Origin of the sequence: Streptomyces sp. NPDC059534, from assembly GCF_042743475.1 — a bacterium.
Lineage (GTDB): Bacteria > Actinomycetota > Actinomycetes > Streptomycetales > Streptomycetaceae > Streptomyces.
In genome coordinates this window covers 1-24,250 of record NZ_JBHWAQ010000012.1, presented here as the reverse complement: position 1 = coordinate 24,250, position 24,250 = coordinate 1, and the positions used below count along the sequence as shown (strand labels likewise).

The window sequence follows — 24,250 nt, the reverse complement described above, 5'->3', positions numbered from 1 at the left end:
TCGGACCGCGTAGAAGAGAACTCGGACCGCAGAAGAGAAGAGGGAGCAGCGATGAGCGACCCGTACGACGGCACCGAGCGCAGCCTCGGTCAGCTGGTCGCCTCGGCGACCGCCGAGATGTCCGCACTGGTGCACGACGAGCTCGCCCTGGCCAAGGCCGAGATCAGGCAGGACGTCAAGCGCGGCGTGATCGGGAGCGCGGCCGGTATCGCGGCCGCGGTCGTGCTGTTGTTCTCGCTGCCGATGCTGAGCTTCGCGCTCGCGTACGCCATCAACACCTGGACCGGCGGGCACAACGGCAACGGGGGCTGGAACCTCGTCTGGTGCTTCCTGCTGTCCTTCGCCTTCAACGTGCTGGTCGCGGCGCTGCTCGGCCTGATCGCGTACGCCAAGTTCAAGAAGGTCAAGCCGCCGGAGAAGTCCATCGCCTCGGCCAAGCAGACCGCCGCCATGCTCTCCACGGTCAAGCCGCACCCCCGCCCCGAGCCGGCCAAGGCCCTCGACGCGGCGCTGGAGAAGTCCTCCGCTGTGGCACGCTCGTCGGTATGACCCTCCCCGAGAGCAGCAACGGCAACGCCGGGCCCGTACGGCTCGACGGGCCGTGGACCCATCGCGACGTGGCCGCCAACGGCGCCCGCTTCCACATCGCCGAGATGGGTGACGGCCCGCTGGTACTGCTCCTGCACGGCTTCCCGCAGTTCTGGTGGACCTGGCGCCACCAGCTGCCCGTCCTGGCCGAGGCCGGGTTCCGGGCCGTCGCGATGGACCTGCGCGGGGTGGGCGGCAGCGACCGCACGCCCCGGGGTTACGACCCCGCCAACCTGGCCCTCGACGTCACCGGCGTCATCCGCTCCCTCGGCGAGCCGGACGCGGCGCTCGTCGGGCACGACCTGGGCGGCTATCTCGCCTGGACGGCGGCCGTGATGCGGCCCAAGCTGGTGCGCCGCCTGGCGGTCTCCTCGATGCCGCACCCGCGCCGCTGGCGTTCGGCGATGCTGTCCGACTTCGCCCAGTCGCGGGCCGGTTCGCACATCTGGGGCTTCCAGCGGCCGTGGCTGCCGGAGCGTCAGCTCGTCGCGGACGACGCGGCGCTGGTCGGGGACCTGATCCGGGACTGGTCGGGGCCGAAGCCGGCCGACGACGAGGCGATCGAGGTGTACCGGCGGGCGATGCGCGTCCCGTCGACGGCGCACTGCTCGATCGAGCCGTACCGCTGGATGGTGCGGTCCCTGGCCCGCCCGGACGGCATCCAGTTCAACCGGCGCATGAAGCGGCCCGTACGGGTGCCCACGCTGCACCTGCACGGCTCCATGGACCCAGTGATGCGGACCCGCAGCGCGGCCGGTTCGGGCGAGTACGTGGAGGCGCCGTACCGCTGGCGGCTCTTCGACGGCCTCGGGCACTACCCGCACGAGGAGGACCCGGTGGCCTTCTCCACGGAGCTCGTCAACTGGCTGAAGGACCCCGAACCCGACCGGTGACGTGCCGTCACCACCCCTGAAAGGGCACAGGCGTCCGTCGAACGGCCATGTGCCCGGCGCATACTCCGATTGGCGGGCCCCCGGGCGGTTACCGACCTTGGGCCCCGGGCAGACGTCGAAGTATGGGCTGGACGCACGACTACAGTGACACAGCACGCGACCGCCGCTCGGCCACGGGGCCGGCCTCCCGGGAGAGGGGTGGCCCGCAGGACCAGGGCCGCGCGCACGCCGTGCCAGAGGTGGGGATCTCGCGCATTCTGCGCCGCCGGGCCCGCTGGGTCTCGGCCCGGCTCCGGCATCCCCGCGACTGACCGACCGGCCTCCTACAGGGCGCACGCCTGGGTGTCGACCTGCTGGTCGGCGGTCCGGCCGCGCTCGATGTCCTCGCGGATCTCGTCGACCGTCAGGGCGTAGCCGGTGTTCGCGTCGTCGAGGGAGCGGGCGAAGATCACGCCGTACACCTCGCCGTCCTCGGTGAGGAGCGGGCCGCCGGAGTTGCCCTGCCGGACCGTCGTGTACAGCGAGTAGACCTCCCTGCGCACCTGGTCGCGGTGGTAGATGTCGGGGCCGGTGGGGCTGATACGGCCCCGGACACGCGCCGACCTGACGTCGTACGAGCCGTTCTCCGGGAAGCCGGCGACGATCGCGCCGTCGCCGCTGCGGGCGGCCTCGTCGGTGAAGGACAGCGGCGTGGCCTTGAGGTCCGGCACGTCCAGGACGGCGATGTCGCGCTGCCAGTCGTAGAGGACGACCTTGGCGTCGTAGAGCCTGCCCTCGCCGCCTATCTGGACGGTCGGCTCGTCGACGCCGCCGACGACGTGGGCGTTGGTCATGATCCGGCGGTCGGCGAAGACGAAGCCGGTGCCTTCGAGGACCTTGCCGCAGCTCTGGGCGGTGCCGACGACCTTGACGATGGAGCGCTGGGCGCGGTCGGCGACGGGGCTGTCGGCGAGCGCCGGATCCGGGGGCAGCACCTCGGTGATGGGCTCGTTGGCGAAGGGGCTGAAGACCTGGGGGAAGCCGCTGCGGGCCAGCGTCGAGCTGAAGTTGGCGAACCAGGTGGAGGTCTGGTCCGGCATCACCCGGGACACGCCGAGCAGCACCTTGGAGTTCCGGACCTCCTTGCCCAGTGTGGGCAGCGTGGTGCCGGCCAGGGCGGAGCCGATCAGCCAGGCCACGAGCAGCATCGCGACCACGTTGACCAGGGCGCCGCCGGTGGCGTCGAGGGCGCGCGCGGGCGACCAGGTGATGAAGCGGCGCAGCTTGTTGCCGAGGTGGGTGGTGAACGCCTGGCCGACGGAGGCGCAGATGATGACGACCATCACGAAGACGACCGTGGCCGAGGTCGACACCTCGCTGTTGTCGGTCAGCTGGTCCCAGAGGATCGGGAGCAGCAGGACGGCGACGAGGCCGCCGCCGAGGAACCCGATCACCGAGAGGATGCCGACCACGAATCCCTGGCGGTAGCCGATGATCGCGAACCAGACGGCGGCGACCAGCAACAGGATGTCCAGCACGTTCACCGTCAGTAGCCTCGCAGATTCGTTTCCGGTCGCCCGGGGCGAGCTCGACCGAGGCCGGACCCGCACCGAAGGTCAGCCTGTCATGAGCGCCAGTCGAGCGGCACCTGTCTGGCACGGTCCCAGGGACGCTCCCAGCCGGCGAAGTGGAGCAGCCGGTCGATCACTCCGGCGGTAAAACCCCAGACCAGGGCGGATTCGACGAGGAACGCGGGGCCTTTGTGGCCGCTCGGGTGGACGGTCGTCGCGCGGTTCGCGGGATCCGTGAGATCCGCCACGGGCACGGTGAAGACCCGGGCGGTCTCGCCGGGGTCGACGACCCCGACCGGGCTGGGGGTGCGCCACCAGCCGAGGACGGGGGTGACGACGAAGCTGCTGACCGGGATGTACAGCCGGGGGAGCACGCCGAAGAGCTGGACGCCGGCGGGGTCGAGGCCGGTCTCCTCCTCGGCCTCGCGCAGGGCGGCGCGCAGCAGCCCGCCGTCGGCCGGGTCGCCGTCCTCGGGGTCGAGGGCGCCGCCGGGGAAGGAGGGCTGCCCGGCGTGCGAGCGCAGGCTGCCGGACCGCTCCATGAGCAGCAGCTCGGGCCCGTGCTCGCCCTCGCCGAAGAGGACGAGCACGGCGGACTGGCGGCCGGCTCCGCTCGCGGGCGGCAGGAAGCGGCTCAGCTGCTCGGGCTCGACCGTGCGGGCGGCCCGGTCGACGGGGCCCAGCCAGGCGGGCAGTCCGTCCCGGCTGAGCAGGCCGCCGGTACCGGGTCCGTGCAGGTCTTCGTCAGTGCGCGTCATAGGCACCCCCGTGGTTCACAACGCGATCGGTGGACGGGTTCGTTCCCGCGGCCCCGGCGAGGCGGCGGGACCGGGGCCTGGGCGGGCTCGGGGCCGAGGGCCGGGGCGGGGCGGGCTCGGGGCCAGGGCGGGCTCGGGGCCGGGGCGGGTTCAGTCGCTCGCGCCGAGGGGTGGCGCCGGGCGGCCGGGGTAGCCGGGCGGCGGGTTCAGCCGCTGTCCCGGGAGGCCGCCCATCTCGTACTTGAGCAGCTTCCTCGCCTTCTCGGGGTCGGTCTCGCCCTCCCCGTACGAGGGGCAGAGGTGGGTGATCGGGCAGGCGCCGCAGGCGGGCTTGCGGGCGTGGCAGATGCGGCGGCCGTGGAAGATCACCCGGTGCGAGAGCATCGTCCACTCGCTCTTCGGGAAGATCTCGGCGATCTCCGCCTCGATCTTGACCGGGTCCTCCTGCTCGGTCCACCGCCAGCGCCTGACCAGCCGCATGAAGTGCGTGTCGACGGTGATGCCGGGGACCCCGAAGGCGTTGCCCAGGACGACGAAGGCGGTCTTGCGGCCGACGCCGGGGAGCTTGACGAGGTCGTCGAGGCGGCCGGGGACCTCGCCGCCGAAGTCGTCCCTGAGGGCCGCGGCGAGCCCCATGATCGACCTGGTCTTCGCGCGGAAGAAGCCGGTGGGGCGGATGAGCTCCTCGACCTCCTCGGGCACGGCGGCGGCCAGGTCCTCGGGCGTGGGGTACTTCGCGAAGAGGGCGGGGGTCGTCTGGTTCACCCGCAGGTCGGTGGTCTGCGCCGAGAGGACCGTGGCGACGAGCAGCTCGAAGGGGTTGCGGAAGTCGAGCTCCGGATGGGCGTACGGGAAGACCTCGGCCAGCTCCCGGTTGATCTTGCGGGCCCTGCGGACCATCGCGAGCCGCGACTCGGGCTTCGCCGCCTTCCGATTTGCGGCTTTCACCCGTTTCGACACGCCGTGTTCGCCCACGGCGGAATTACCTTCGGCCGACACTCTTCCATCCCCCTTGGCCTGCGCTCTCACCGGCGAGTTGGACACCCGGCCAGCCTAGGGGCCACCACCGACATCCGCCCCGGGCGTGGCCGATCAGCCCCCAATCGGGCCCCTGGCGTACGGACGGGTAGCTCCGTGGGTCAAACTTGTTGTGATTGATCGCACTGTTTTGTGCGTCCGGCATCATGGGACCCAGGTCCTTTGAGCAGGTCGACAGTAGGAGAGAACTCGTGGACGACGTTCTGCGGCGCGCCCCGCTCTTCGCGGCGCTCGATGACGAGCAGGCAGCCGAGCTGCGCGCCTCGATGAGTGAGGCGACGCTGGCCCGTGGCGACGCGCTGTTCCACGAGGGCGACCCCGGTGACCGCCTGTACGTGGTCACCGAGGGCAAGGTGAAGCTGCACCGCACCTCCCCCGACGGCCGCGAGAACATGCTGGCCGTCCTCGGCCCCGGCGAACTCATCGGCGAGCTGTCGCTCTTCGACCCGGGCCCGCGCACCGCCACCGCGACCGCACTGACCGAGGTCAAGCTGCTCGGCCTCGGCCACGGCGACCTCCAGCCCTGGCTGAACGCCCGCCCCGAGGTCGCCACCGCGCTGCTGCGCGCGGTCGCCCGCCGGCTGCGCAAGACCAATGACCAGATGTCCGACCTGGTCTTCTCCGACGTCCCGGGCCGTGTCGCCCGCGCGCTCCTCGACCTGTCGCGCCGCTTCGGCGTGCAGTCGGAGGAGGGCATCCACGTCGTCCACGACCTCACCCAGGAAGAGCTGGCCCAGCTGGTCGGCGCCTCCCGCGAGACGGTCAACAAGGCGCTCGCCGACTTCGCCCAGCGCGGCTGGCTGCGCCTGGAGGCCCGCGCGGTGATCCTGCTCGACGTGGAGCGCCTCGCGAAGCGCTCGCGCTGAGCACCGCCCGCCGTACGCGGGCGTGCGGTCAGCGCTTCGAGCCGTCCACGATCACCGGGGTGGAGGTGCCGCCCCCACACGGCACGGTGTAGATCGCGTTCTTCGCCGCGGCCTCCCTGAACGCGTCGATGCACTGGTTCATCAGGACCTTGTCCGTCAGCGAGTCGTTGAGGATCTTGTTGGCGCGGGCGATGCCCTCCGCCTCGATCCGGCGCCGGTCGGCCTCGGCCTTGGCGGTACGGGACGCCTCGATGGCCCGCTCGGTGGCCTGCTGCTGCTGGATCTTGCGGTCGATCTGGCCCTGGAGGGCGTCCGAGGGCTTCACGTTGCGCAGGTTGACCGTGGTCACGACGATGCCGCGCGGGGCCAGGCGCTGCTCGATCAGGTCACCGATCTCGGCGTTGATCTTCTCGCGGTCGGTGGCGTACCCCTGCTCGCTGGAGTAGCGGGCGAAGACGTTGCGGACGATCTCCCGGCTGTCGGGGTAGACGAGCCGCTGCTGGATGGCGTCCTCGGTGCCCGCGAGCTTGTACAGCTCGACGGACTTGGACGGGACGACGGCCCACTTCACCGTCACCTCGACGTACATGACACCGCCCTGCGAGGAGCGGACCTCGACCACGTCCTTGTCGGAGAGGTTGAGGTCGACGGGGCGGGTCGAGAAGGTCGTGACGTTCGTGAACGGCGACTTCACGTGCAGGCCCGAGGTCATGGGCGAGCCCACCTTGCCGAACGCGACCGGCACACCGACCTCGTACGCGCTGATCACGTACGTCATGCTCGCGACCAGCGAGAAGGCGCCCGCCAGGAGCGCGCCGAGGGCGCCGAACCTCAGCCCCTTGGAGTCATTGGCGCGGCCTACGAAAAAGAGCACCACTGCGGCTATGACCAACAGAATGGCGACGACGAACACGGGCGTTCCCCCCGAAAGCTACGGTCAGAAGTAAGCGGAGCGTAAAACAGGGGTCAGGAACACCAAAAGACCGGGGGTGTCCTCGGGACAGGATCGTGACGACCACCCCCGGCCCGCCGGACCGGACCGCCCCGAGGGCCGCGCACCGCGCCCTGATCCGGCCGATCGACAGGACGACCCCCTGGATCGCGCGCGCCGGGCGTCGTGGGGAAGACGGGAAGGTGCCGACAGGCCCTAGACCCCTCCGCGCTCCCCCAGGTACTCCAGCTGCGCCCGGACGGACAGCTCCGCCGCCGGCCACAGCGAGCGGTCCACGTCCGCGTAGACGTGGGCGACGACCCCGGCGGCCGTCCGGTGGCCGTCCGCCACCGCCTTCTCCACCTGGGCGAGCCGGCTCGCCCGGTGCGCGAGGTAGAACTCCACGGCCCCCTGCGCGTCCTCCAGGACCGGCCCGTGCCCCGGCAGGACCGTGTGGACCCCGTCGTCGACGGTCAGCGAGCGCAGCCGCCGCAGCGAGTCCAGGTAGTCGCCGAGCCGCCCGTCCGGATGCGCGACCATCGTCGTGCCGCGCCCCAGGATCGTGTCGCCCGTCAGCACCGCCCGGTCGGCGGGCAGGTGGAAGGAGAGCGAGTCCGAGGTGTGCCCGGGCGTCGGGACGACCCGCAGCTCCAGGCCGCCGACGGTCACCACGTCCCCCGCGCCGAGACCCTCGTCGCCGAGCCGCAGCGCCGGATCGAGGGCCCGCACGGCCGTCCCGGTCAGCTCGGCGAAGCGCCCGGCGCCCTCCGCGTGGTCGGGATGGCCGTGGGTCAGCAGGGTCAGCGCGACCCGCTTGCCGAGCGCCGCGGCGGTCTCGACCACCCGGCCGAGGTGCGCCTCGTCGAGCGGGCCCGGGTCGACGACGACCGCGAGCTCCGAGCCGGGCTCGGAGAGCAGCCAGGTGTTGGTGCCGTCCAGGGTCATGGCGGACGGGTTGGGCGCCAGGACGTTCGCGGCGCGGGCGGTCGCCGGTCCGGAGACCACGAGTCCGCGCGGCTGCCCGGGGAGGGCCGCGGCGTCGCTCACCGCTCACCCCCGGCCGGGATGATCTTGGTGAACTCCTCGTGGCCCGGCCAGCTCAGGACCAGCTCCTCGCCCTCCAGACGGGCCTGGGCGAGGACCGGGGTCATGTCCTGGCCGTCCGCCGCCGCCAGCGCCTCCGCGGCCGTTCCGTACGGCTCCAGGGTGCGCAGGGTCGAGATCGTCGGCGGCATCATCGTCAGCTCGCCCCGGTCGTAGCCCGCCGCGGCCTCCGCCGGGCGGATCCAGACCGTGCGGTCCGCCTCCGTGGAGGCGTTGCGGGTGCGCTGCCCGGCCGGCAGCGCCGCCACGAAGAACCAGGTGTCGTACCGGCGCTGCTCGAACTCGGGCGTGATCCAGCGCGCCCAGGCGCCCAGCAGGTCCGAGCGCAGGACGAGCCCCCGCCGGTCGAGGAAGTCGGCGAAGGACAGCTCGCGGGCGACCAGCGCCTCCCGGTCCCGCTCCCACTCCTCGCCGGTCGTGTCGCCGACCACCGTGTCCGCGGCCTCGCCGGCGAGCAGGACGCCCGCCTCCTCGTACGTCTCGCGGACGGCGGCGCAGACCACGGCCTGGGCCTGCGCGGGGTCGTCGAGCCCGAGCCGCGCGGCCCAGGTCTCCAGGGTGGGGCCCGCCCAGCGGACCGGCTGCTCGTCGCGCGGGTCGACACCGCCGCCGGGGTAGGCGTACGCGCCGCCCGCGAAGGCCATCGAGGCGCGGCGGCGCAGCATGTGGACGTCCGGTCCGGCCGCCCCGTCGCGCAGGAGCAGGACGGTGGCGGCACGCCGGGGGGTCACCGGGGTGAGCTCACCGGCGGCGAGGGCGCGGATGCGGTCCGGCCACTCCGGCGGGTACCACTGACCGTTCGACTGATTCGGCTGACCATTCGGCATGGCCGGATGCTATGCGCAAGCATCGGAATGCACGAGGGCCGGTTTCCCCAGAGCGGGAAAACCGGCCCTGCGTCACGCGTGCGGGTCAGGCGTCGACGAGCTCGACCTGGACCTCGACCTCGACGGGGGCGTCGAGCGGCAGCACGGCCACGCCGACGGCGCTGCGCGCGTGCACGCCCTTCTCGCCGAGCACGGCGCCGAGCAGCTCGCTGGCGCCGTTGATGACGCCAGGCTGCCCGGTGAAGTCGGCGGCGGAGGCGACGAAGCCGACGACCTTCACGACGCGCTTGATGCGGTCGAGGTCACCGGCGACCGACTTCACGGCCGCGAGGGCGTTCAGCGCGCACGTGGCGGCGAGCTTCTTGGCCTCCTCGGCCGTGACCTCCTCGCCGACCTTGCCGGTCACCGAGAGCTTGCCGGCCACCATCGGGAGCTGGCCCGAGGTGTAGACGTACACGCCCGACTGCACGGCCGGCTGGTACGCAGCCAGCGGCGGCACGACCTCCGGCAGGGTCAGGCCGAGCTCGGCGAGCTTCGCCTCGACGGCCCCGCTCACGCCTTGGCCCGCTTCATGTAGGCCACGAGCTGCTCGGGGTTGTTCGGCCCGGGCACGACCTGGACGAGCTCCCAGCCGTCCTCGCCCCAGTTGTCCAGAATCTGCTTGGTCGCGTGCACCAGAAGCGGCACCGTGACGTACTCCCACTTGGTCATGGGGCCGACTGTATCCGCTGTCGCCGGGCCGTCCTCCGAGGCTGCCCCCGAAGCTGCCCCTAGGGGGCTTCTCCGGGGCGGCCACCTGATTGGGCGGGGCCGCCAGTGGTTAGGCTCGACAGCGTGAGCAGGCTCCAGGTCGTCAGCGGCAAGGGCGGTACCGGTAAGACGACGGTCGCCGCCGCCCTCGCCCTCGCCCTCGCGACGGAGGGGAAGCGGACCCTCCTCGTCGAGGTCGAAGGCAGGCAGGGCATCGGACAGCTCTTCGAGACGGAGGCGCTTCCGTACGAGGAGCGCAAGATCGCCGTCGCGCCGGGCGGCGGCGAGGTGTACGCGCTGGCGATCGACGCCGAGCGCGCGCTCCTCGACTACCTCCAGATGTTCTACAAACTGGGCAGCGCGGGGCGGGCCCTGAAGAAACTCGGCGCGATCGACTTCGCGACGACGATAGCCCCGGGCGTCCGGGACGTCCTGCTGACCGGCAAGGCGTGCGAGGCGGTCCGGCGGCGCGAGAAGCACGGCGGCCACACCTATGACCACGTGGTCATGGACGCCCCGCCCACCGGCCGCATCACCCGCTTCCTCAACGTCAACGACGAGGTCGCGGGCCTGGCCAGGATCGGCCCGATACACAACCAGGCGCAGGCCGTCATGCGGGTCCTCAAGTCGCCCGAGACGGCCGTCCACCTGGTGACCCTCCTGGAGGAGATGCCGGTCCAGGAGACCGCGGACGGCGTGGCGGAGCTCCGCGCCGCCGAACTGCCGGTGGGCCGGGTCGTGGTGAACATGGTCCGCCCGCACGTCCTGGACGGCGCGGCGGTACGGGCCGCCTCCGGCGACCACCGGGAGGCGATCGCACGGACCCTGGCCTCCGTCGGCGTCGCCGGCGGCACACGGCTGGTCGATCCGCTCCTCGACGAAGCGGTCGAGCACGCCCGCCGCGTGGAGCTGGAGCGGGAGCAGCGCGCCGTCCTGGACGGCATCGGCGTCCCCTCGTACGAACTCCCCTTCCTGGGGGACGGGGCGGACATCGCGGGGCTGTACCGGCTGGCGAAGGAACTGCGGAAGCAAGGGGTGGGCGCGTGACGGAGCAGGCTGCCGGCGGTCTCGACACCGGGACCGCCGCGGAGGAGCCCGACCCGGCCGCCCACGGGCTCGACTCCGTCCCCGTCCTGGAGCTCGATCCGCTGATCGACGACCCGGGCACCCGCATCATCGTCTGCTGCGGCGCGGGCGGGGTCGGCAAGACGACCACGGCGGCGGCCCTGGGCGTCCGGGCGGCGGAGCGGGGCCGGCGCGTCGTCGTCCTCACCATCGACCCGGCCCGGCGGCTCGCGCAGTCGATGGGCATCGACTCCCTCGACAACACGCCCCGCGAGGTCGACGGGATCAAGGGCTCCGACGGCGGGCGTCTGCACGCGATGATGCTCGACATGAAGCGGACCTTCGACGAGATCGTCGAGGCGCACGCGGACCCCGACCGGGCGCGGGCGATCCTGGAGAACCCCTTCTACCAGTCCCTGTCGGCCGGGTTCGCCGGTACGCAGGAGTACATGGCGATGGAGAAGCTCGGCCAGCTCCGGGCGCGCGACGAGTGGGACCTGATCGTCGTCGACACCCCGCCGTCCCGGTCCGCGCTGGACTTCCTGGACGCGCCGAAGCGACTCGGGTCCTTCCTCGACGGGAAGTTCATCAAGCTGCTCATGGCCCCGGCGAAGGTGGGCGGCCGGGCCGGGATGAAGTTCCTCAACGTCGGCATGTCGATGATGACGGGCACGCTCGGAAAGCTGCTGGGGGGTCAGTTCCTCAAGGACGTGCAGACGTTCGTGGCGGCGATGGACACGATGTTCGGCGGTTTCCGGACCCGCGCCGACGCCACGTACAAGCTGCTCCAGGCCCCGGGCACGGCCTTCCTCGTGGTCGCCACGCCGGAGCGGGACGCGCTGCGCGAGGCCGCGTACTTCGTGGAGCGGCTGGCGGCCGAGGACATGCCGCTGGCGGGTCTCGTCCTCAACCGCGTCCACGGCAGCGGCGCCGCCCGGCTGTCGGCCGAGCGGGCGCGGGCCGCCGCGGAAAATCTTGACGAGGGGCGCATTGTGGATCAGAGGGGCGGGAAAGCTGAACTGCGTGGCTCCCCGGCCACCGAGCCCGAGCCGTCCGATCTCGCCACCGCCGCCGCACCCCCCGTATCCGAGGCTGCCCCCACAGCCGAACCGGCCGCACAGCACGACGACGAAGACGCACACACGGACACACGGTCGGACGCGGCCGCACGATCGGTCGTGGCCGCACGACCGGACGTGGACGCGGAGACCGACGTACGCCATCTCACCGCGGGACTTCTGCGCCTGCATGCCGAACGCATGCGGGTGCTCGCGCGTGAGCAGCGCACACGCGACCGCTTCACCGCACTCCACCCGGAGGTGGCGGTGACGGAGGTGGCCGCCCTGCCCGGCGATGTGCACGATCTCGCCGGGCTGCGGGCCATCGGTGACCGGCTCACGGCCGGGCGCATGCCCTCGGCCTGAGCGGTGTCCCCGTCTCCGTACCGGTGTCGCGTACGGGTCGGGGTCTAGCCGACCGCCGCGTACGCCTCGTACGTCGCGTCGTCCTCCATCGCGACGGGCAGCAGGCCCGCGCCACGCTCGTACTCCGTGCGCGCGGTCTCCAGGAGCCGGCGCCACGAGGTGACGGTGGGCCTGCGGCGCAGCAGGGCACGGCGCTCGCGCTCCGTCATGCCGCCCCACACGCCGAACTCCACGCGGTTGTCGAGGGCGTCGGCGAGGCACTCGGTCCGCACCGGGCATCCGGTGCACACCGCCTTGGCCCTGTTCTGCGCCGCTCCCTGCACGAATAGTTCATCCGGATCGGTAGTGCGGCAGGCCGCCTGCGCACTCCAGTCAGCTACCCAGCCCATACCGGCGCCGTCCTCTCCCGAATCGAGGCTCCCCCACGGCGACAGCGGCATATTCACCGCTGCCAGTTGGGACGTTACGGAAGGCGGGCACAGCGCAACACCCCCTTCGGGCCCAATCTTGGATGGCCCGAACGGACTATGTGTGCGCGTCAGATCACCCAGGGGAGTGATCGAAGGACATGCGCGTGATAGCGGACATACCGTACAGATACGCCCTTCCTCGACCGGGCCACTCCGGGCACCGTGTGACGCATGAGCCGGAATCGGACACGAAGTTCCCGTGTTTCGGGGTCACGGGAATTCATACCGATGTCACGCATGGGTCTTGATGCGCGACCACACTGCTGTGACAGTTGTGAGCAGCTTAGGCCAAGGCATATACGCGTGTCCGGCGAATGAGAACGTCCGCGGCCGCCGCTCATCGGTGCCTGATCCGGGGGCCGGCGGCCAGGACGGGTTCCGACGGTTCCGCCGCACCCGGATGTCACGGTCTGGTACGCGAACGCTCCGAGAGGCCCCCGCTCCTGCGGAACGCTCATCACTACGGATTAGGCTGCCCCCATGGCAAAGAAGCGCTCGGGCGGTGGTCTGACCGGGACCCAGCAGGCCGCCAAGTTCCTCGGTGTCAGTGTGCTCTCCGGAGCCGTGCTGGCGGGCATCGCCCTGCCCGCGGCCGGGGCACTCGGACTGGCCGCGAAGGGCACGGTCGAGGGGTTCGACGAGATCCCGTCCAACCTGAAGACCCCACCGCTGAGTCAGCGCACCACGATCCTCGACGCCAAGGGCGGACTCATCGCCACGGTGTACTCCCGGGACCGGAAGGTCGTCCCGCTGGAGCGGATCTCCCCGTACATGCAGAAGGCGATCGTCGCGATCGAGGACGGCCGCTTCTACGAGCACGGGGCGATCGACCTCAAGGGCGTGCTGCGCGCGATCAACCGCAACGCGCAGTCGGGCGGTGTCGCGCAGGGCGCGTCCACCCTCACCCAGCAGTACGTGAAGAACGTCTTCGTCGAGGAGGCCGGTGACGACCCCGAGAAGGTCGCCCAGGCCACCCAGCAGACCATCGGCCGCAAGGTCCGCGAGCTGAAGTTCGCGATCCAGGTCGAGGAGGAGCTGGGCAAGAAGAAGATCCTGGAGAACTACCTCAACATCACGTTCTTCGGGCAGCAGGCGTACGGCATCGAGGCCGCCTCCCAGCGGTACTTCTCCAAGCCGGCCGCCAACCTGACCCTGGGCGAGGCGGCGATGATGGCCGGTCTCGTCCAGTCGCCGAGCCGCTACGACCCGATCAACGACATCCAGGAAGCCACCAAGCGCCGCAACGTGGTCCTCCAGCGGATGGCCGACGTGAAGGACATCAGCCAGGCCGAGGCGGACAAGGCGAAGGCGTCCCCGCTCAAGCTCAAGGTCAAGACGCCGAAGAACGGCTGCATCACCGCCGTCGACGGCGCCGGCTTCTTCTGCGACTACGTCCGCAAGACGATCCTCGGCGACCCGGTCTTCGGCAAGACGGCCGAGGAGCGGCAGAAGCTGTGGAACCTGGGCGGTCTCACCGTCAGGACCACGCTCGACCCGCGCGCCCAGGCCGCGGCCAACGAGGCCGCCATCGCGAAGATCAACAAGGACGACCCGGTGGCCGCCTCGGTCGTGCAGGTCCAGCCCGGGACCGGCAAGATCGTCTCGATGGGCCAGTCCCGCCCGTACGGCCTGGACCAGAAGCAGCACCAGACCACGCTCAACCTCGCCGTCGGCAGCAGGATGGGCGGCACGACGTACGGCTTCCAGGTCGGCTCGACCTTCAAGCCGATCACGGCCGCGGCGGCGCTGGAGAAGGGCCTGAGCCCGGCGCAGAGCTTCGACACCCCGGCGCAGATCAACATCCCGGAGAGCGACTACACCCGCTGCGACGGCAAGCCCGCGGGTTACGCGAACTGGGAGGTGAACAACGAGGTCAAGTCGGAGAAGGGCGTCTACGACATGACCAGCGCGCTCGGCAAGTCCATCAACACCTATTTCGCCAAGCTGGAGCAGATGGCCGGCCTGTGCGAGACGCTCACGATGGCGAAGAACGTCGGCTACGAGCGCGAGCTGGGCAAGCCGGTCAAGCAGAGCCCCTCCATCACCCTCGGCAGCATCGAGAGCACCCCGCTCGACATGGCGTCCGTCTACGCGACCTTCGCCAACCGCGGCATGTACTGCACCCCCGTCGCCATCGAGTCGATCAAGGCCGCCAACGGCGACAAGCTGAACGTGCCGCAGACCAAGTGCTCGCGGGCGATGAGCGGCCGGACCGCCGACACCATCAACCAGATGCTGAAGGGCGTCGTCGAGGACGGCACCGGTACGAGGGCCGGTCTCAGCGACCGCGACAACGCGGGCAAGACCGGTACGACCAACGATCGCAAGGACGCCTGGTTCGTCGGCTACACGCCGAACCTGTCCACCGCCGTCTGGGTCGGTGACGACGTCGGCGAGAAGAAGTCGATGTACGACATCACCATCGGCGGCGAGTACTACGACAAGGTCTGCGGTGGCTGCCTCCCCGGCCCGATCTGGAAGATCGCGATGACCGGCGCCCTGGAGGCCGGCGAGACGCCGGGCTTCACCCCCATCGCCGTACCGCGGGCCGAGAAGCCCAAGGACCCGGAGAAGGAGGGCGACGAGGGCCCGAACAAGCCCCGGAAGCCGGGTGACGCCAAGCCGGGCGACACCAACCCGTTCCCCGGCATCACGATCCCGCCGGACATGCTGGGCGGCGGGGACGGGCGCGGCAACGGCCGCGGCGCGAACCGCTGACGCTCCGACACGAGTGAGGGCGCCCCCACCTGGTGGGGGCGCCCTCTCGCGTATCGGCCGGCGGCGCGGCGCGGATCAGCCCGCGGCCTCTCGCGTATCGGCCGGCGGTGTGTCGCGGATCAGCCCGCGAGCAGCTTCTTCACGGAGGCGGCGACCCGGCCGCCGTCCGCCTGACCGGCCACCTTCGGGTTCACGATCTTCATGACGGCGCCCATGGCACGCGGCCCCTCGGCGCCCGCCGCCTTCGCCTCCTCGACGGCCGCCGCGACGATGCCGTCGAGCTCCTCGTCGCTGAGCTGCTTCGGCAGGTACGCGTCCAGGAGGACGCCCTCCGCCCGCTCCCGCTCGGCGGACTCGGGACGGCCGCCCTGGGCGAACGCCTCCGCGGCCTCGCGGCGCTTCTTCGCCTCCTTGGCGATCACCTTCTGCACCTCGTCGTCGGAGAGTTCGCGCTTGGTCTTGCCCGCGACCTCCTCCTTGGTGATGGCGGTGATGGTCAGCCGCAGGGTCGAGGAACGCAGTTCGTCGCGCTCCCTGATCGCGACGTTGAGGTCGGCCTTGAGCTTCTCCTTGAGCGTGGTCATGGGGTCAAGTGTGGCAGGTGCGGCGCCCCACCCGCCCGCGCATTTCCACCGCGCCGGTCTGCGACGATGGGAGGATGCGCGCACGGTACGGGATGCCCCTCAAGGTCACGGCAGGTCTCACGGCGACGGCCGCGGCCGGAATCGTCTACGCGGCCGGCATCGAGGCCCGCTCGTTCCGGCTCCGCCGTGTGACGGTCCCGGTCCTCCCGCCCGGCATGCGCGACCTGCGGGTCCTCCAGGTCTCCGACATCCACATGGTCTGCGGCCAGCGCAAGAAGCGGGCCTGGCTCCAGTCGCTCGCGGGGCTCCGCCCGGACTTCGTCGTCAACACCGGCGACAACCTCTCCGACACGAACGCCGTGCCGGAGGTCCTGGACGCGCTCGGCCCGCTGATGGAGTTCCCCGGCGTGTACGTCTTCGGCTCCAACGACTACTACGGGCCGCGGCTGCGCAACCCCGCGCTCTACCTGAAGGAGAAGGTCCAGGGCCGCCACGGCCTCAACGGCAACAAGCCCGTCGTCGGCGCCGTCCACAACCCGTGGGAACCCATGCGGGACGCCTTCGACGACGCGGGCTGGGTGAACCTCACCAACACCCGGGGCCGGCTGAAGCTGCCCGGAGTGGAACTCGCCTTCACCGGTCTCGACGACCCCCACATCAAGCGCGACCGCTACGAGCGGGTGGCCGGCGGCCCCGACGAGTCGGCCGACTTCTCGGTGGGCGTGGTCCACGCCCCGTACCTGCGCTCCCTCGACGCCTTCACCGCCGACGGATACGAGCTGATCCTCGCCGGACACACCCACGGCGGGCAGCTGTGCATCCCCTTCTACGGGGCGCTCGTCACCAACTGCGACCTCGACACGGACCGGGTGAAGGGGCTCTCCACCCACACCGTCGCCGACCGGACCTCGTACCTCCACGTCTCCGCGGGTTGCGGCACCAACCGGTTCACCCCGGTCCGCTTCGCCTGCCCGCCCGAGGTCACCCTGCTCACCCTGACGGCGCGCCGCTGACGACCCCGGCCGGGGCGCCGTCGTCCTCGGCGCGGCCTTCTTCCTCCTCGGCCTCGCCATCGTCGGCCTCGACCGCATCCGACCCGCCCCGCCGTCCCCCGAATACCGGATTTCGCCTCAGCGCGCGCGTGGGCTAAAGTAATCGATGTCGCCGCGACGTGAAGAACAAAGCAGCGACAATCGGGGTGTAGCGCAGCTTGGCAGCGCGCTTCGTTCGGGACGAAGAGGTCGTGGGTTCAAATCCCGCCACCCCGACAGCCGTAACACCAGGTGAGGCCGGTACTGATCTCAGTACCGGCCTCACCTGTTTGCGTTTCGGGGGGCTTCCCGGCCGGGAAGCCCCCCGAAACCGGTGGGCTAGATGATCGGGGGGCGGCCGAGGCGGGTCATGTGGCGGACGGTGGACCAGCGCATGGGGCGGCGGGGGCCGCAGGGGCGGCGGACGCCTTCGGCGAAGCCGGCGAACCAGGCGGCGAGGCCGGGCAGGGAGCGGGTGCGGGCCAGGGTGAGCAGGGTCCAGACGCCGAGGTAGACGGGGACGAGGAGGGCCGGGAGGTTGCGCTTGGCCAGCCAGACGCGGTTGCGGGCGGTCATCCGGTAGTAGACGGCGTGCCGGGCCGGGCTGGTCTTGGGGTGCTGGAGCAGCAGCTCGGGGGCGTAGACGACCTTCCAGCCCGCGTCGAGGGCGCGCCAGGCGAGGTCGGTCTCCTCGTGGGTGAAGAAGAAGTCCTCCGGCCAGCCGCCGATCCGGTCGAGCATCCGCATCGACAGGCCGTGGCCGCCGCCGAGGAAGGTCGTCACCTCGCCACCGCGCAGCGGGTCCTTCGCCCCGAGGCGGGGGACGTGCCGGCGCTGTGTCTCACCGGTCTCGTCGGCGATGCGGAAGGAGACGACGCCGAGGTCGGGGTCGGCCGCGTACAGGTCGGCGAGGCGGCGGAGGACGTCCTGGTCGACGAGGAGGCCGTCGTCGTCGAGGTCGACCACGACGTCCACGTCACCGAAGGCGCGCAGCGTGTCGACGGCCACGTTCCGGCCACCCGACACGCCCCTGTTCTCGGGCAGTTCCACGCCGGTCACGCCTTCGGGGAGCTCCGGGAGCGAACCGGTGCCGTTGCCCACCACGACGATCCGGGCGGCCGGCTCGTCCTGCCCGGCCACGGCGTCGAGCAGCGCCCGCAGCTCGGCGGGGCGCGTGCCCATCGTCAGTACCGCCACACCCATACGCGGTCGTGTCACGACCCACTCCGTCCCACACAGCCGAACATCCAGGGGCGCGATGCTAGCCGCCGTCGCCACCCGCCGTTCACCCGGTGTGAACCAGGACGCCGGGCAGCCGTCACGGCGTCTGTCGTCGTAGGGGGTGTCCTTTCGATCGGGCCGCGAGGCCGGCCTGACCGAAAGGACACCCCCTGGGGAGGGGAGCGCGGCGAGAGCGGCCGGCCGGCGGCTCTACGCTGGTCCCCTTCCGTCAGATTGATCGATCGTCGAAAGGGTGGGCTCCAGGTGCTGGTCGCGGACCGATATCGGCTTCACGTGTGTATCGGCCGGGGCGGCATGGGCGAGGTGTGGCAGGCCACCGACGAGGTGCTGGGCCGGGCCGTGGCCGTGAAGCTGATGCTGGCGCAGGGGACCGATCCCTCCGCCGCCGACCGGTTCCGCCTGGAGGCGCAGACCGCCGCACGGCTGAGCCATCCGCATGTGGTGGGCGTCTTCGACTTCGGCACATGGGACGGAAAGCTGTTCCTGGTCATGGAGTTGGTCGAGGGGGACAGCCTCGCGGGGAGTCCTTCCGACCCGCTGGTGCTGCCCGCCGAGCGGGTCGCCGTGGTCGCCGCGCACGCCGCCGCGGGGCTCGCGGCGGCGCACCGGCAGGGCGTGGTGCACCGGGACATCAAGCCGGGGAACCTGCTCGTCGACGCCGAGGGCACGGTGAAGCTGGCCGACTTCGGCATCGCGCGGTTCGTCGACGATCCCTCGGCGGCGCTCACGACGACGGGTCAGATCGTGGGCACGGGCCTCTATCTGGCGCCCGAGCGGGCCCTCGGGCAGCCCGCCTCGTCCGCCTCCGACGTGTACTCGCTGGGCTGCGTGCTCTACCAACTGCTCACCGGCCGCCCGCCGTTCCGGGCCGACACGGCGACGGCCCTGCTGTACCAGCACATCGACACCCCGCCGGTGCCGCCGAGCCGGCTCGGCGCGGCGCTGCCGCCCGAGTTCGAGACGTACCTGCTGAGCCTGCTGGCCAAGCAGCCGGAGCAGCGGCCCTCGGCGCAGGCGATCGCGGACTGGTTCTCCTCCGGCGCCTGGCGGGCCTACCCGCAGCCCGCGCAGGGCCGGGCGCGGCCGCCGCACGCCCCGCACCACGCCACCGGGCCCGCGCCCGCCGTTCCCGCGCGGCCCGCGCCGATGCACGGAGCGGCGCCCCTGCCGGGAGCCGCTCCGATGCCGGGCGCGGCGCCGATGCCGGGGACCGGGCCGATGCGCGGAGGTGCGCCCCGGCCCACGACCGGGACCGTCGCCGCGCGTGTCCCCGCGTCCGCTCCCTCCTCGCGGCGGCGCGAGCGTTCCGGCGGCGCCGGTGGCGGGCTCGCCGAGCTCTCCCGCCGGCGGCCGCGCAAGACGGCGGCCGTCGCCGGGGCCATCGCCTTCGTCGTCTTCCTGATCATCGGCATGGCCTGGCTCTCCTGAGCCGGGGCAGGGCCTGACCGGGCCCGGCCTGGCGGAAGTACCCCGCACGCGCCCCTCAGTACAGGCGAGGGGGCATGACCTGGCTTTCGCCGTCGGCGCCGGCGAGCAGCAGGCAGCGTGGAACGCCGGGCCCCGGCGTCGCCCTGATCGACACCGGGGTCGGCGGGTCGGTGGGCAGTTCGACGGGGACGGTGACCGGCCGGTCGTCCTTGGTCGTGGCGTGGCCGGTCTCCTTGCCGTCGACGAGGACCTCGACGACGGGGGTGTGACCGGTCTGGACGGTCGCGGAGACCGAGTGCCCGAGGTAGTCGATGTGGAAGTGGTGGCGTGCCCTCATGGGCCACCTCCGTGCCGCCGGAGTGGGACGCGTATCTCCAGAGTAGACAGAGTGCGCGGGCTCCGCCGCTCCGAAGTGCGGTCGTAGGAGGCCGGTGTTCAGATGGACCGGAACGCCGACCGGCGCCCTCGTGGAACGGAGCCCCCGCACATGAGCGACACCCTGCCGCCCTTCGACGACGCGACCGACTTCGGCAACGCGGACCGCGGTTTCCTCGGCGCCCTCGTCCCCGGTGTGGTGAGGGCCGACGACGGCCGTGTCGTCTGGGACAACGACGCCTACGACTTCCTGAAGTCGGAGTGCCCGGACACCGCCCACCCGAGCCTGTGGCGGCAGGGCCGGCTCTGCGCGCGCCAGGGCCTGTACGAGGTCACCGAGGGCATCTACCAGGTGCGCGGCCTGGACCTGTCGAACATGACGATCGTCGAGGGCGAGCGCGGGATCGTCGTCGTCGACCCGCTGATCTCCGTGGAGACGGCGGCCGCCGCTCTCGCGCTCTACCGGGAGCACCGCGGTGACCGGCCGGTCACCGCGGTGATCTACACGCACTCGCACGGCGACCACTTCGGCGGGGTCCGGGGCGTCCTCCCGCACGGCACGGAGGAGGGTGTCCCGATCCTCGCCCCCGCCGGATTCCTGGAGCACGCGGTCAGCGAGAACGTGTACGCGGGCACCGCGATGACCCGGCGGGCGAGCTACATGTACGGCGTCGGCCTGCCGACGGGCCCGGAGGGCCAGATCGGCGTCGGTCTCGGCCAGGGCGCCTCCACCGGCACCATCAGCCTCATCCCGCCGACCGTGGACATCACGGAGACCGGGCAGGAGGAGACGGTCGACGGCGTGCGGATCGTCTTCCAGCTCACGCCGGGCACCGAGGCGCCGGCCGAGATGAACTTCCTCTTCCCCGACCACCGCGCGCTGTGCCTGGCGGAGAACGCCACGCACAACATGCACAACGTGCTCACCCTGCGCGGCGCGGTCGTCCGCGACTCCCGGATCTGGGCCCACTACCTGGACGAGGCGATCGAGTGCTTCCACGGGCGCTACGACGTCGCCTTCGCCTCGCACCACTGGCCCACCTGGGGCCACGACAAGGTGGTGGAGTTCCTGGCCGAGCAGCGCGACCTCTACGCGTACATGCACGACCAGACCCTGCGGCTGCTGAACGCGGGGCACACGGGCGCCGAGATCGCCGAGCTGATCGAGCTGCCGCCGGCCCTGGAGCGGGCCTGGCACGGCCGCGGCTACTACGGCTCGCTCAGCCACAACACCAAGGCGATCTACCAGCGCTACCTCGGCTGGTACGACGGCAACCCCGCCCACCTCTGGGAGCAGCCGCCGGTGGAGCTGGCGCGGCGGTACGTGGAGGTGGCCGGCGGCGCCGCCGACGCGCTCGCCAAGGCGCGGGGGTACGTCGAGGACGGCGACCTGCGCTTCGCCGCGACCCTCCTCAACCACCTGGTCTTCGCCGACCCGGGGAACGAGGAGGCGAAGGCGGTCCTCGCCGGGGTGTACGAGCGCCTCGGGTACGGCGCCGAGAACGCCACCTGGCGCAACTTCTACCTGCGCGGCGCCCAAGAGCTCCGCGAGGGCGTCACGGGCGAGATGGTCGACGTGACCAACCCCGAGATGTCGATGGCCCTCACCGTCCCCATGCTGATCGACTCGGTCGCCATCGCGATCGACGGCCCGCGGGCCTGGGACGACGACCTGACGATCGACCTGCTCCTCCTCGACGGCCTCACGGACGCGGGCGAGCGGCGGCGTCTGACCCTGCACAACGGAGCCCTCACCCACCGGGTGGTCGCCGAACCCCGGACGCCCGCCGGGCTCACCCTCACCCTCGGGAAGGCCCAGCTCCTCGGCCTCCTCGCCGGGAAGAGCCTCCAGGAGCTCGGGATCGGGGTGGAGGGCGATCCGGCGCTGCTCGGCCGCCTCTTCTCGTACGTGACGAAGGCCGATCCCCGGTTCCCGATCGTCACCCCGTGAGGAGGCCGTGATGCACCGGACGCACCGCGCTCAGCGCACCGCCCACGCCAGGACCCCGAGCAGGACCAGCGTCAGGCAGATCCCGATGTTGACCACCTTGTACTGGAGGAAGACCGCGGCGAACTCGCGGATGGTGGCCGACGGCCAGAAGTAGGCGGCGGTCGGCGAGCCGACGACCTGGCCGTCGACACCGGCCCGGCGGGCCATCAGGGCCGCCCGGAAGGCGTGGAAGTTGTTGGTGACGATCACGCAGGAGGAGCCCGGCCGGTCCCGCTCCATCAGCTCCTTGCTGAAGAGCATGTTCTCCTCGGTCGTGCGCGAGCGGTCCTCGCGCACGACCGCCCCGGCCGGGAAGCCGCGCTCGACGAGGTAGTCGGCCATGGCGTGGGACTCGGGCACCTCCTCGTCGGGGCCCTGGCCTCCGGAGGTGATGAGGACGGGTGCGTCCCCGCCCCACGCGGCCAGCTTCTCGTACACCTCCCTGCCCCGGTCGAGGCGGCTCGCGAGGAGCGGCGGCACGCGGCGGCCGCCGATCAGTCCGGAGCCGAGCACCACGACGTAGTCGGCGTCGCGGCGGAGCCGCATCCGGCCGTACAGGAAGGCGTACCCGACGAAGCAGAGGAAGAGGAACGAGACGTAGCCGAGCACGAGCAGGGTGGTGCCGACGAGGATGCCGAGGACCGGCGAGCGGGTGACGGCCGCCGCGACCGCGAGGCCCATCACCGCGAACATGCCCACTCCGGCGAGGAGCGCGAGCAGGTTGGCGGGGCGTCTGCCCTCCTTGCGGACCATCTTCACCCCGTTCGCGCAGAGCAGTCCGGCGAGGACGACCGGGCCGAGGCCGAGCGCGAGCAGCACGACGATCATCACGGTCTCGGCGACGCCGGGCGGGGCGTCGTCGATCCCCGCGAGGAGCCCGATGCCGAGGAAGGTGACGGCGAGGCCGAGGTACACGGCGTTGCCGAAGCGACGCCGGTCGCGCAGCACACCGGCCCCGAAGAGCAGCAGGAAGACGGCGGCCACGACGAAGGCGAACATTCCGTCATCGTAGACACCGGCTCCGACAACGGGCGGCCTCCCGCCGCGGACCCGGCCGCGAACCCCGCCGCGGACCCGGGGGGGGGTGTCAGACCTCGCCCGCCAGCGCGAACAGGCCGCGCCTCGCGCCCTCTTCGTACGCGCTCTTCAGCTCCGGGTCGTCGAACAGGGCCCGGAGGGCCGCCTCGCCGCGGTTGCGCGTCACCACGCAGTACTCCGCCGGCCGGTACGAGGAGTCGAAGACCGAGGAACGCAACAGGTCGACCGCGCCCAGGAGATGGGCGGCGACGTCGCGCTGCCCGCTCATCGCCCTTATCTGGGCGAGGAGTTCCGCCGCGCAGGCCGCCCCCACCGCCGAACCGAGCCGCAGGTGCTCGCGCAGGGCCCGCCGCGCGTACTCCGCGGCGCGCTCCTGGTCCCCGTCCCAGGCGACGAGTTCGGCCCGGACCTGGCACGCCCAGGCGTCGGCGAACAGATCGCGGCCCACCCAGGCCCGTCGGCTCTCGCGGTCCAGGTCGGCCTGGTCCAGGGCCTCCTGAGCGCCCTCCGGGTCGGTGCGGCACAGGGAGAGCGCGAGGCCGACCCAGCACGCCCGCCGGGTCGGCCCGAACTCCGGGTGCTCCTCCATCAGGGCCAGCGCCTCCCGGAACTCGGCCGCCGCCGCGCGCGCACGCCCCTGGTAGAGGGCGGTGGCGCCGCGCAGATGGGCCAGGAGCGCCAGGCAGTGGCCGTCCCGGTCGCGTACGGCCGCCGCCCACGCCTGGGCGAGGAGCGGGTCGGCGTCCTCGGGGCGGCCCGACTCCAGCTCCAGGAAGGCCGCCAGCCACAGGGCCCGGGCGGGCGCCGGGCCGGAGTGCAGGCTGAGGGCGTGCCGCAGCCGGGTGCGGCCCTCGGCGATCCGCCCGCAGGCCACCCACAGGAACCACAGGGAGACCGCGATCTCGACGGAGGTGTCGGCCTCGGCGCTCGGCGACAGCGGCGCGGTCGTCGGGTCCATCGCGGCGGCCAGGTCGGGGAGTTCCCGCAGGGCGAGGTCCCGGGCGTCGAGCTGGCGGCCCCGCTGCCACCAGTCGGCGGCCCGCCGGGCGAGCTTCACGCACCACCGGCGGTGGTGCAGGACGACGGCCCAGCGGTCCCCGCGGGCGGTGAGCCGGCGGGCGCCGACGGCCCGCATCGGGTGCGGCATCCAGTAGCGAGGCAGGCCGTCCTCACCGTCGAAGAGGTCGTCGACGGGGAGCAGCGCGAGGGGGGCGAGCCGGTCGAGGACCGCCTGGACCTCCCCGGCGGGCAGGGAGCCGGAGGCGCAGACCTCGCGGACGGCGTCCCTGCCGAAGGCGCCCTCGAAGACGGACAGCCTCTCCCACAGGAGCTGTTCGGCCGGTCCGCAGTTCGCGTAGCCGTGTTCGGCGGCGGCCAGCTGGTCGGCACCGACCGGTTCACCCCACAGGAATTCGGTTTCCGGTGATTCCCCTGCCCACATGTGCCCCAGCCCCCGTGTTCTCCTCCGCCCCTCTCCTATGACTTAGACCGTGTCCTATGTGGTGAGGCGGAGGAGTCGTTTGTAGCAGCAGATGGCTGCGGCGAGGCCGAGGAAGGCCAGGTAGTTGCGGGGGTGGCGC

24 protein-coding genes and 1 tRNA gene are annotated in these 24,250 nt (G+C 71.9%); 11 read left to right on the top strand and 14 right to left on the bottom strand.

Annotated features, from left to right (window positions below; translation table 11 throughout):
* Window positions 1–51: 51 nt before the first annotated feature.
* The 3 genes from ACFVZH_RS16545 (at window position 52) to ACFVZH_RS16535 (ending at window position 1,792) form a co-directional block, all read left to right on the top strand.
* Window positions 52–549 carry a phage holin family protein gene (locus tag ACFVZH_RS16545; protein ID WP_384897802.1) on the top strand — a complete coding sequence of 166 codons (498 nt, stop codon included), beginning with the start codon at window positions 52–54 and terminating at the stop codon, window positions 547–549.
* On the top strand, window positions 546–1,481 hold the full coding sequence (locus tag ACFVZH_RS16540) for an alpha/beta fold hydrolase (RefSeq protein WP_384897800.1): 936 nt from the start codon (window positions 546–548) through the stop codon (window positions 1,479–1,481). The genes ACFVZH_RS16545 and ACFVZH_RS16540 overlap by 4 nt, the downstream gene beginning before the upstream one ends.
* 122 nt (window positions 1,482–1,603) lie before the next feature.
* Entirely contained in the window at window positions 1,604–1,792 is a 189-nt protein-coding gene (locus ACFVZH_RS16535) for a hypothetical protein (RefSeq protein WP_384897798.1), read from the top strand.
* Window positions 1,793–1,804: 12 nt separating this feature from the next.
* Here ACFVZH_RS16535 and ACFVZH_RS16530 read toward each other — a convergent pair whose 3' ends face one another.
* From ACFVZH_RS16530 to nth, 3 genes are all read right to left on the bottom strand, one after another.
* Window positions 1,805–3,004: a MarP family serine protease gene (locus ACFVZH_RS16530; RefSeq protein ID WP_384897796.1), complete on the bottom strand. Its 1,200-nt coding sequence runs from the start codon at window positions 3,002–3,004 to the stop codon at window positions 1,805–1,807.
* Between the two features lie 80 nt (window positions 3,005–3,084).
* Window positions 3,085–3,789: an NUDIX hydrolase gene (locus ACFVZH_RS16525; RefSeq protein ID WP_384897794.1), complete on the bottom strand. Its 705-nt coding sequence runs from the start codon at window positions 3,787–3,789 to the stop codon at window positions 3,085–3,087.
* A 150-nt stretch (window positions 3,790–3,939) separates the two neighbouring features.
* Complete coding sequence (gene nth, locus ACFVZH_RS16520; RefSeq protein ID WP_384897792.1) at window positions 3,940–4,764, bottom strand: endonuclease III; 825 nt, start codon at window positions 4,762–4,764, stop codon at window positions 3,940–3,942.
* Between the two features lie 254 nt (window positions 4,765–5,018).
* Between nth and ACFVZH_RS16515 the strand changes: the two genes are divergently transcribed.
* Window positions 5,019–5,693 (top strand): Crp/Fnr family transcriptional regulator, encoded by a 675-nt coding sequence (locus tag ACFVZH_RS16515; protein WP_015034542.1) that lies wholly within the window; start codon window positions 5,019–5,021, stop codon window positions 5,691–5,693.
* 28 nt (window positions 5,694–5,721) lie between these two features.
* Here the strand turns inward: ACFVZH_RS16515 and ACFVZH_RS16510 are convergent, their stop codons facing one another.
* The 5 genes from ACFVZH_RS16510 to ACFVZH_RS16490 form a co-directional block, all read right to left on the bottom strand.
* Window positions 5,722–6,606 (bottom strand): prohibitin family protein, encoded by an 885-nt coding sequence (locus ACFVZH_RS16510; RefSeq protein WP_384897790.1) that lies wholly within the window; start codon window positions 6,604–6,606, stop codon window positions 5,722–5,724.
* A 234-nt stretch (window positions 6,607–6,840) separates the two neighbouring features.
* Complete coding sequence (locus tag ACFVZH_RS16505) at window positions 6,841–7,671, bottom strand: MBL fold metallo-hydrolase (protein WP_384897788.1); 831 nt, start codon at window positions 7,669–7,671, stop codon at window positions 6,841–6,843.
* Window positions 7,668–8,555 (bottom strand): NUDIX hydrolase, encoded by an 888-nt coding sequence (locus ACFVZH_RS16500; protein WP_384897786.1) that lies wholly within the window; start codon window positions 8,553–8,555, stop codon window positions 7,668–7,670. Before ACFVZH_RS16500 ends, ACFVZH_RS16505 begins: the two co-directional genes overlap by 4 nt.
* A gap of 85 nt (window positions 8,556–8,640) precedes the next feature.
* Window positions 8,641–9,111: a RidA family protein gene (locus tag ACFVZH_RS16495; RefSeq protein ID WP_384897784.1), complete on the bottom strand. Its 471-nt coding sequence runs from the start codon at window positions 9,109–9,111 to the stop codon at window positions 8,641–8,643.
* Entirely contained in the window at window positions 9,108–9,266 is a 159-nt protein-coding gene (locus ACFVZH_RS16490) for a DUF4177 domain-containing protein (protein WP_384897782.1), read from the bottom strand. Before ACFVZH_RS16490 ends, ACFVZH_RS16495 begins: the two co-directional genes overlap by 4 nt.
* Before the next feature lie 123 nt (window positions 9,267–9,389).
* Between ACFVZH_RS16490 and ACFVZH_RS16485 the strand changes: the two genes are divergently transcribed.
* Window positions 9,390–10,352: an ArsA family ATPase gene (locus tag ACFVZH_RS16485; protein WP_384897780.1), complete on the top strand. Its 963-nt coding sequence runs from the start codon at window positions 9,390–9,392 to the stop codon at window positions 10,350–10,352.
* Window positions 10,353–10,438: 86 nt separating this feature from the next.
* Window positions 10,439–11,794, top strand: a complete 1,356-nt coding sequence (locus ACFVZH_RS16480; RefSeq protein WP_384898071.1) for an ArsA family ATPase — start codon at window positions 10,439–10,441, stop codon at window positions 11,792–11,794.
* A gap of 44 nt (window positions 11,795–11,838) precedes the next feature.
* Here ACFVZH_RS16480 and ACFVZH_RS16475 read toward each other — a convergent pair whose 3' ends face one another.
* Window positions 11,839–12,183, bottom strand: coding sequence for a WhiB family transcriptional regulator (locus ACFVZH_RS16475; protein ID WP_026058363.1), 345 nt, complete (start codon window positions 12,181–12,183; stop codon window positions 11,839–11,841).
* Window positions 12,184–12,744: 561 nt separating this feature from the next.
* Here ACFVZH_RS16475 and ACFVZH_RS16470 point away from each other — a divergent pair.
* The gene (locus ACFVZH_RS16470) at window positions 12,745–14,982 is read left to right on the top strand and encodes a transglycosylase domain-containing protein (protein ID WP_384897778.1); all 2,238 of its coding nucleotides are present in this window, start codon (window positions 12,745–12,747) and stop codon (window positions 14,980–14,982) included.
* A gap of 119 nt (window positions 14,983–15,101) precedes the next feature.
* On the opposite strand, the gene ACFVZH_RS16465 is transcribed toward ACFVZH_RS16470, so the two are convergent.
* Window positions 15,102–15,566, bottom strand: coding sequence for a GatB/YqeY domain-containing protein (locus ACFVZH_RS16465; protein WP_384897776.1), 465 nt, complete (start codon window positions 15,564–15,566; stop codon window positions 15,102–15,104).
* A gap of 74 nt (window positions 15,567–15,640) precedes the next feature.
* Between ACFVZH_RS16465 and ACFVZH_RS16460 the strand changes: the two genes are divergently transcribed.
* A complete protein-coding gene (locus ACFVZH_RS16460; RefSeq protein WP_384897774.1) occupies window positions 15,641–16,579 on the top strand; it encodes a metallophosphoesterase in 939 nt (312 codons plus the stop codon).
* A 181-nt stretch (window positions 16,580–16,760) separates the two neighbouring features.
* Window positions 16,761–16,834 (top strand) — tRNA-Pro (locus ACFVZH_RS16455).
* Window positions 16,835–16,936: 102 nt separating this feature from the next.
* Here ACFVZH_RS16455 and ACFVZH_RS16450 read toward each other — a convergent pair.
* Entirely contained in the window at window positions 16,937–17,815 is an 879-nt protein-coding gene (locus ACFVZH_RS16450) for a glycosyltransferase family 2 protein (protein WP_384897772.1), read from the bottom strand.
* A gap of 267 nt (window positions 17,816–18,082) precedes the next feature.
* On the opposite strand from ACFVZH_RS16450, the gene ACFVZH_RS16445 reads away from it, so the two are divergent.
* Window positions 18,083–19,267, top strand: a complete 1,185-nt coding sequence (locus ACFVZH_RS16445) for a protein kinase (RefSeq protein WP_384897769.1) — start codon at window positions 18,083–18,085, stop codon at window positions 19,265–19,267.
* Window positions 19,268–19,322: 55 nt separating this feature from the next.
* On the opposite strand, the gene ACFVZH_RS16440 is transcribed toward ACFVZH_RS16445, so the two are convergent.
* Window positions 19,323–19,604 carry a hypothetical protein gene (locus ACFVZH_RS16440; protein WP_384897767.1) on the bottom strand — a complete coding sequence of 94 codons (282 nt, stop codon included), beginning with the start codon at window positions 19,602–19,604 and terminating at the stop codon, window positions 19,323–19,325.
* A gap of 150 nt (window positions 19,605–19,754) precedes the next feature.
* Here ACFVZH_RS16440 and ACFVZH_RS16435 point away from each other — a divergent pair, with 150 nt between their 5' ends.
* Complete coding sequence (locus tag ACFVZH_RS16435; RefSeq protein WP_384897765.1) at window positions 19,755–21,593, top strand: alkyl/aryl-sulfatase; 1,839 nt, start codon at window positions 19,755–19,757, stop codon at window positions 21,591–21,593.
* Window positions 21,594–21,623: 30 nt separating this feature from the next.
* Here the strand turns inward: ACFVZH_RS16435 and ACFVZH_RS16430 are convergent, their stop codons facing one another.
* Both ACFVZH_RS16430 and ACFVZH_RS16425 read right to left on the bottom strand, forming a co-directional pair.
* Complete coding sequence (locus ACFVZH_RS16430) at window positions 21,624–22,631, bottom strand: YdcF family protein (RefSeq protein WP_384897763.1); 1,008 nt, start codon at window positions 22,629–22,631, stop codon at window positions 21,624–21,626.
* Between the two features lie 88 nt (window positions 22,632–22,719).
* Window positions 22,720–24,111 carry a tetratricopeptide repeat protein gene (locus ACFVZH_RS16425; RefSeq protein WP_384897761.1) on the bottom strand — a complete coding sequence of 464 codons (1,392 nt, stop codon included), beginning with the start codon at window positions 24,109–24,111 and terminating at the stop codon, window positions 22,720–22,722.
* Window positions 24,112–24,250 lie beyond the last annotated feature (139 nt).

Bases quoted from the DNA above. Each gene is read 5' to 3' on its own strand.
- ACFVZH_RS16525 (WP_384897794.1), bottom strand. From the start codon at position 3,789: ATGACGCGCACTGACGAAGACCTGCACGGACCCGGTACCGGCGGCCTG.
- ACFVZH_RS16430 (WP_384897763.1), bottom strand. From the start codon at position 22,631: ATGTTCGCCTTCGTCGTGGCCGCCGTCTTCCTGCTGCTCTTCGGGGCC.
- ACFVZH_RS16440 (WP_384897767.1), bottom strand. From the start codon at position 19,604: ATGAGGGCACGCCACCACTTCCACATCGACTACCTCGGGCACTCGGTC.
- ACFVZH_RS16470 (WP_384897778.1), top strand. From the start codon at position 12,745: ATGGCAAAGAAGCGCTCGGGCGGTGGTCTGACCGGGACCCAGCAGGCC.
- ACFVZH_RS16500 (WP_384897786.1), bottom strand. From the start codon at position 8,555: ATGCCGAATGGTCAGCCGAATCAGTCGAACGGTCAGTGGTACCCGCCG.
- ACFVZH_RS16460 (WP_384897774.1), top strand. From the start codon at position 15,641: ATGCGCGCACGGTACGGGATGCCCCTCAAGGTCACGGCAGGTCTCACG.
- ACFVZH_RS16435 (WP_384897765.1), top strand. From the start codon at position 19,755: ATGAGCGACACCCTGCCGCCCTTCGACGACGCGACCGACTTCGGCAAC.
- ACFVZH_RS16490 (WP_384897782.1), bottom strand. From the start codon at position 9,266: ATGACCAAGTGGGAGTACGTCACGGTGCCGCTTCTGGTGCACGCGACC.
- ACFVZH_RS16545 (WP_384897802.1), top strand. From the start codon at position 52: ATGAGCGACCCGTACGACGGCACCGAGCGCAGCCTCGGTCAGCTGGTC.
- ACFVZH_RS16475 (WP_026058363.1), bottom strand. From the start codon at position 12,183: ATGGGCTGGGTAGCTGACTGGAGTGCGCAGGCGGCCTGCCGCACTACC.
- ACFVZH_RS16425 (WP_384897761.1), bottom strand. From the start codon at position 24,111: ATGTGGGCAGGGGAATCACCGGAAACCGAATTCCTGTGGGGTGAACCG.
- ACFVZH_RS16465 (WP_384897776.1), bottom strand. From the start codon at position 15,566: ATGACCACGCTCAAGGAGAAGCTCAAGGCCGACCTCAACGTCGCGATC.
- ACFVZH_RS16535 (WP_384897798.1), top strand. From the start codon at position 1,604: ATGGGCTGGACGCACGACTACAGTGACACAGCACGCGACCGCCGCTCG.
- ACFVZH_RS16540 (WP_384897800.1), top strand. From the start codon at position 546: ATGACCCTCCCCGAGAGCAGCAACGGCAACGCCGGGCCCGTACGGCTC.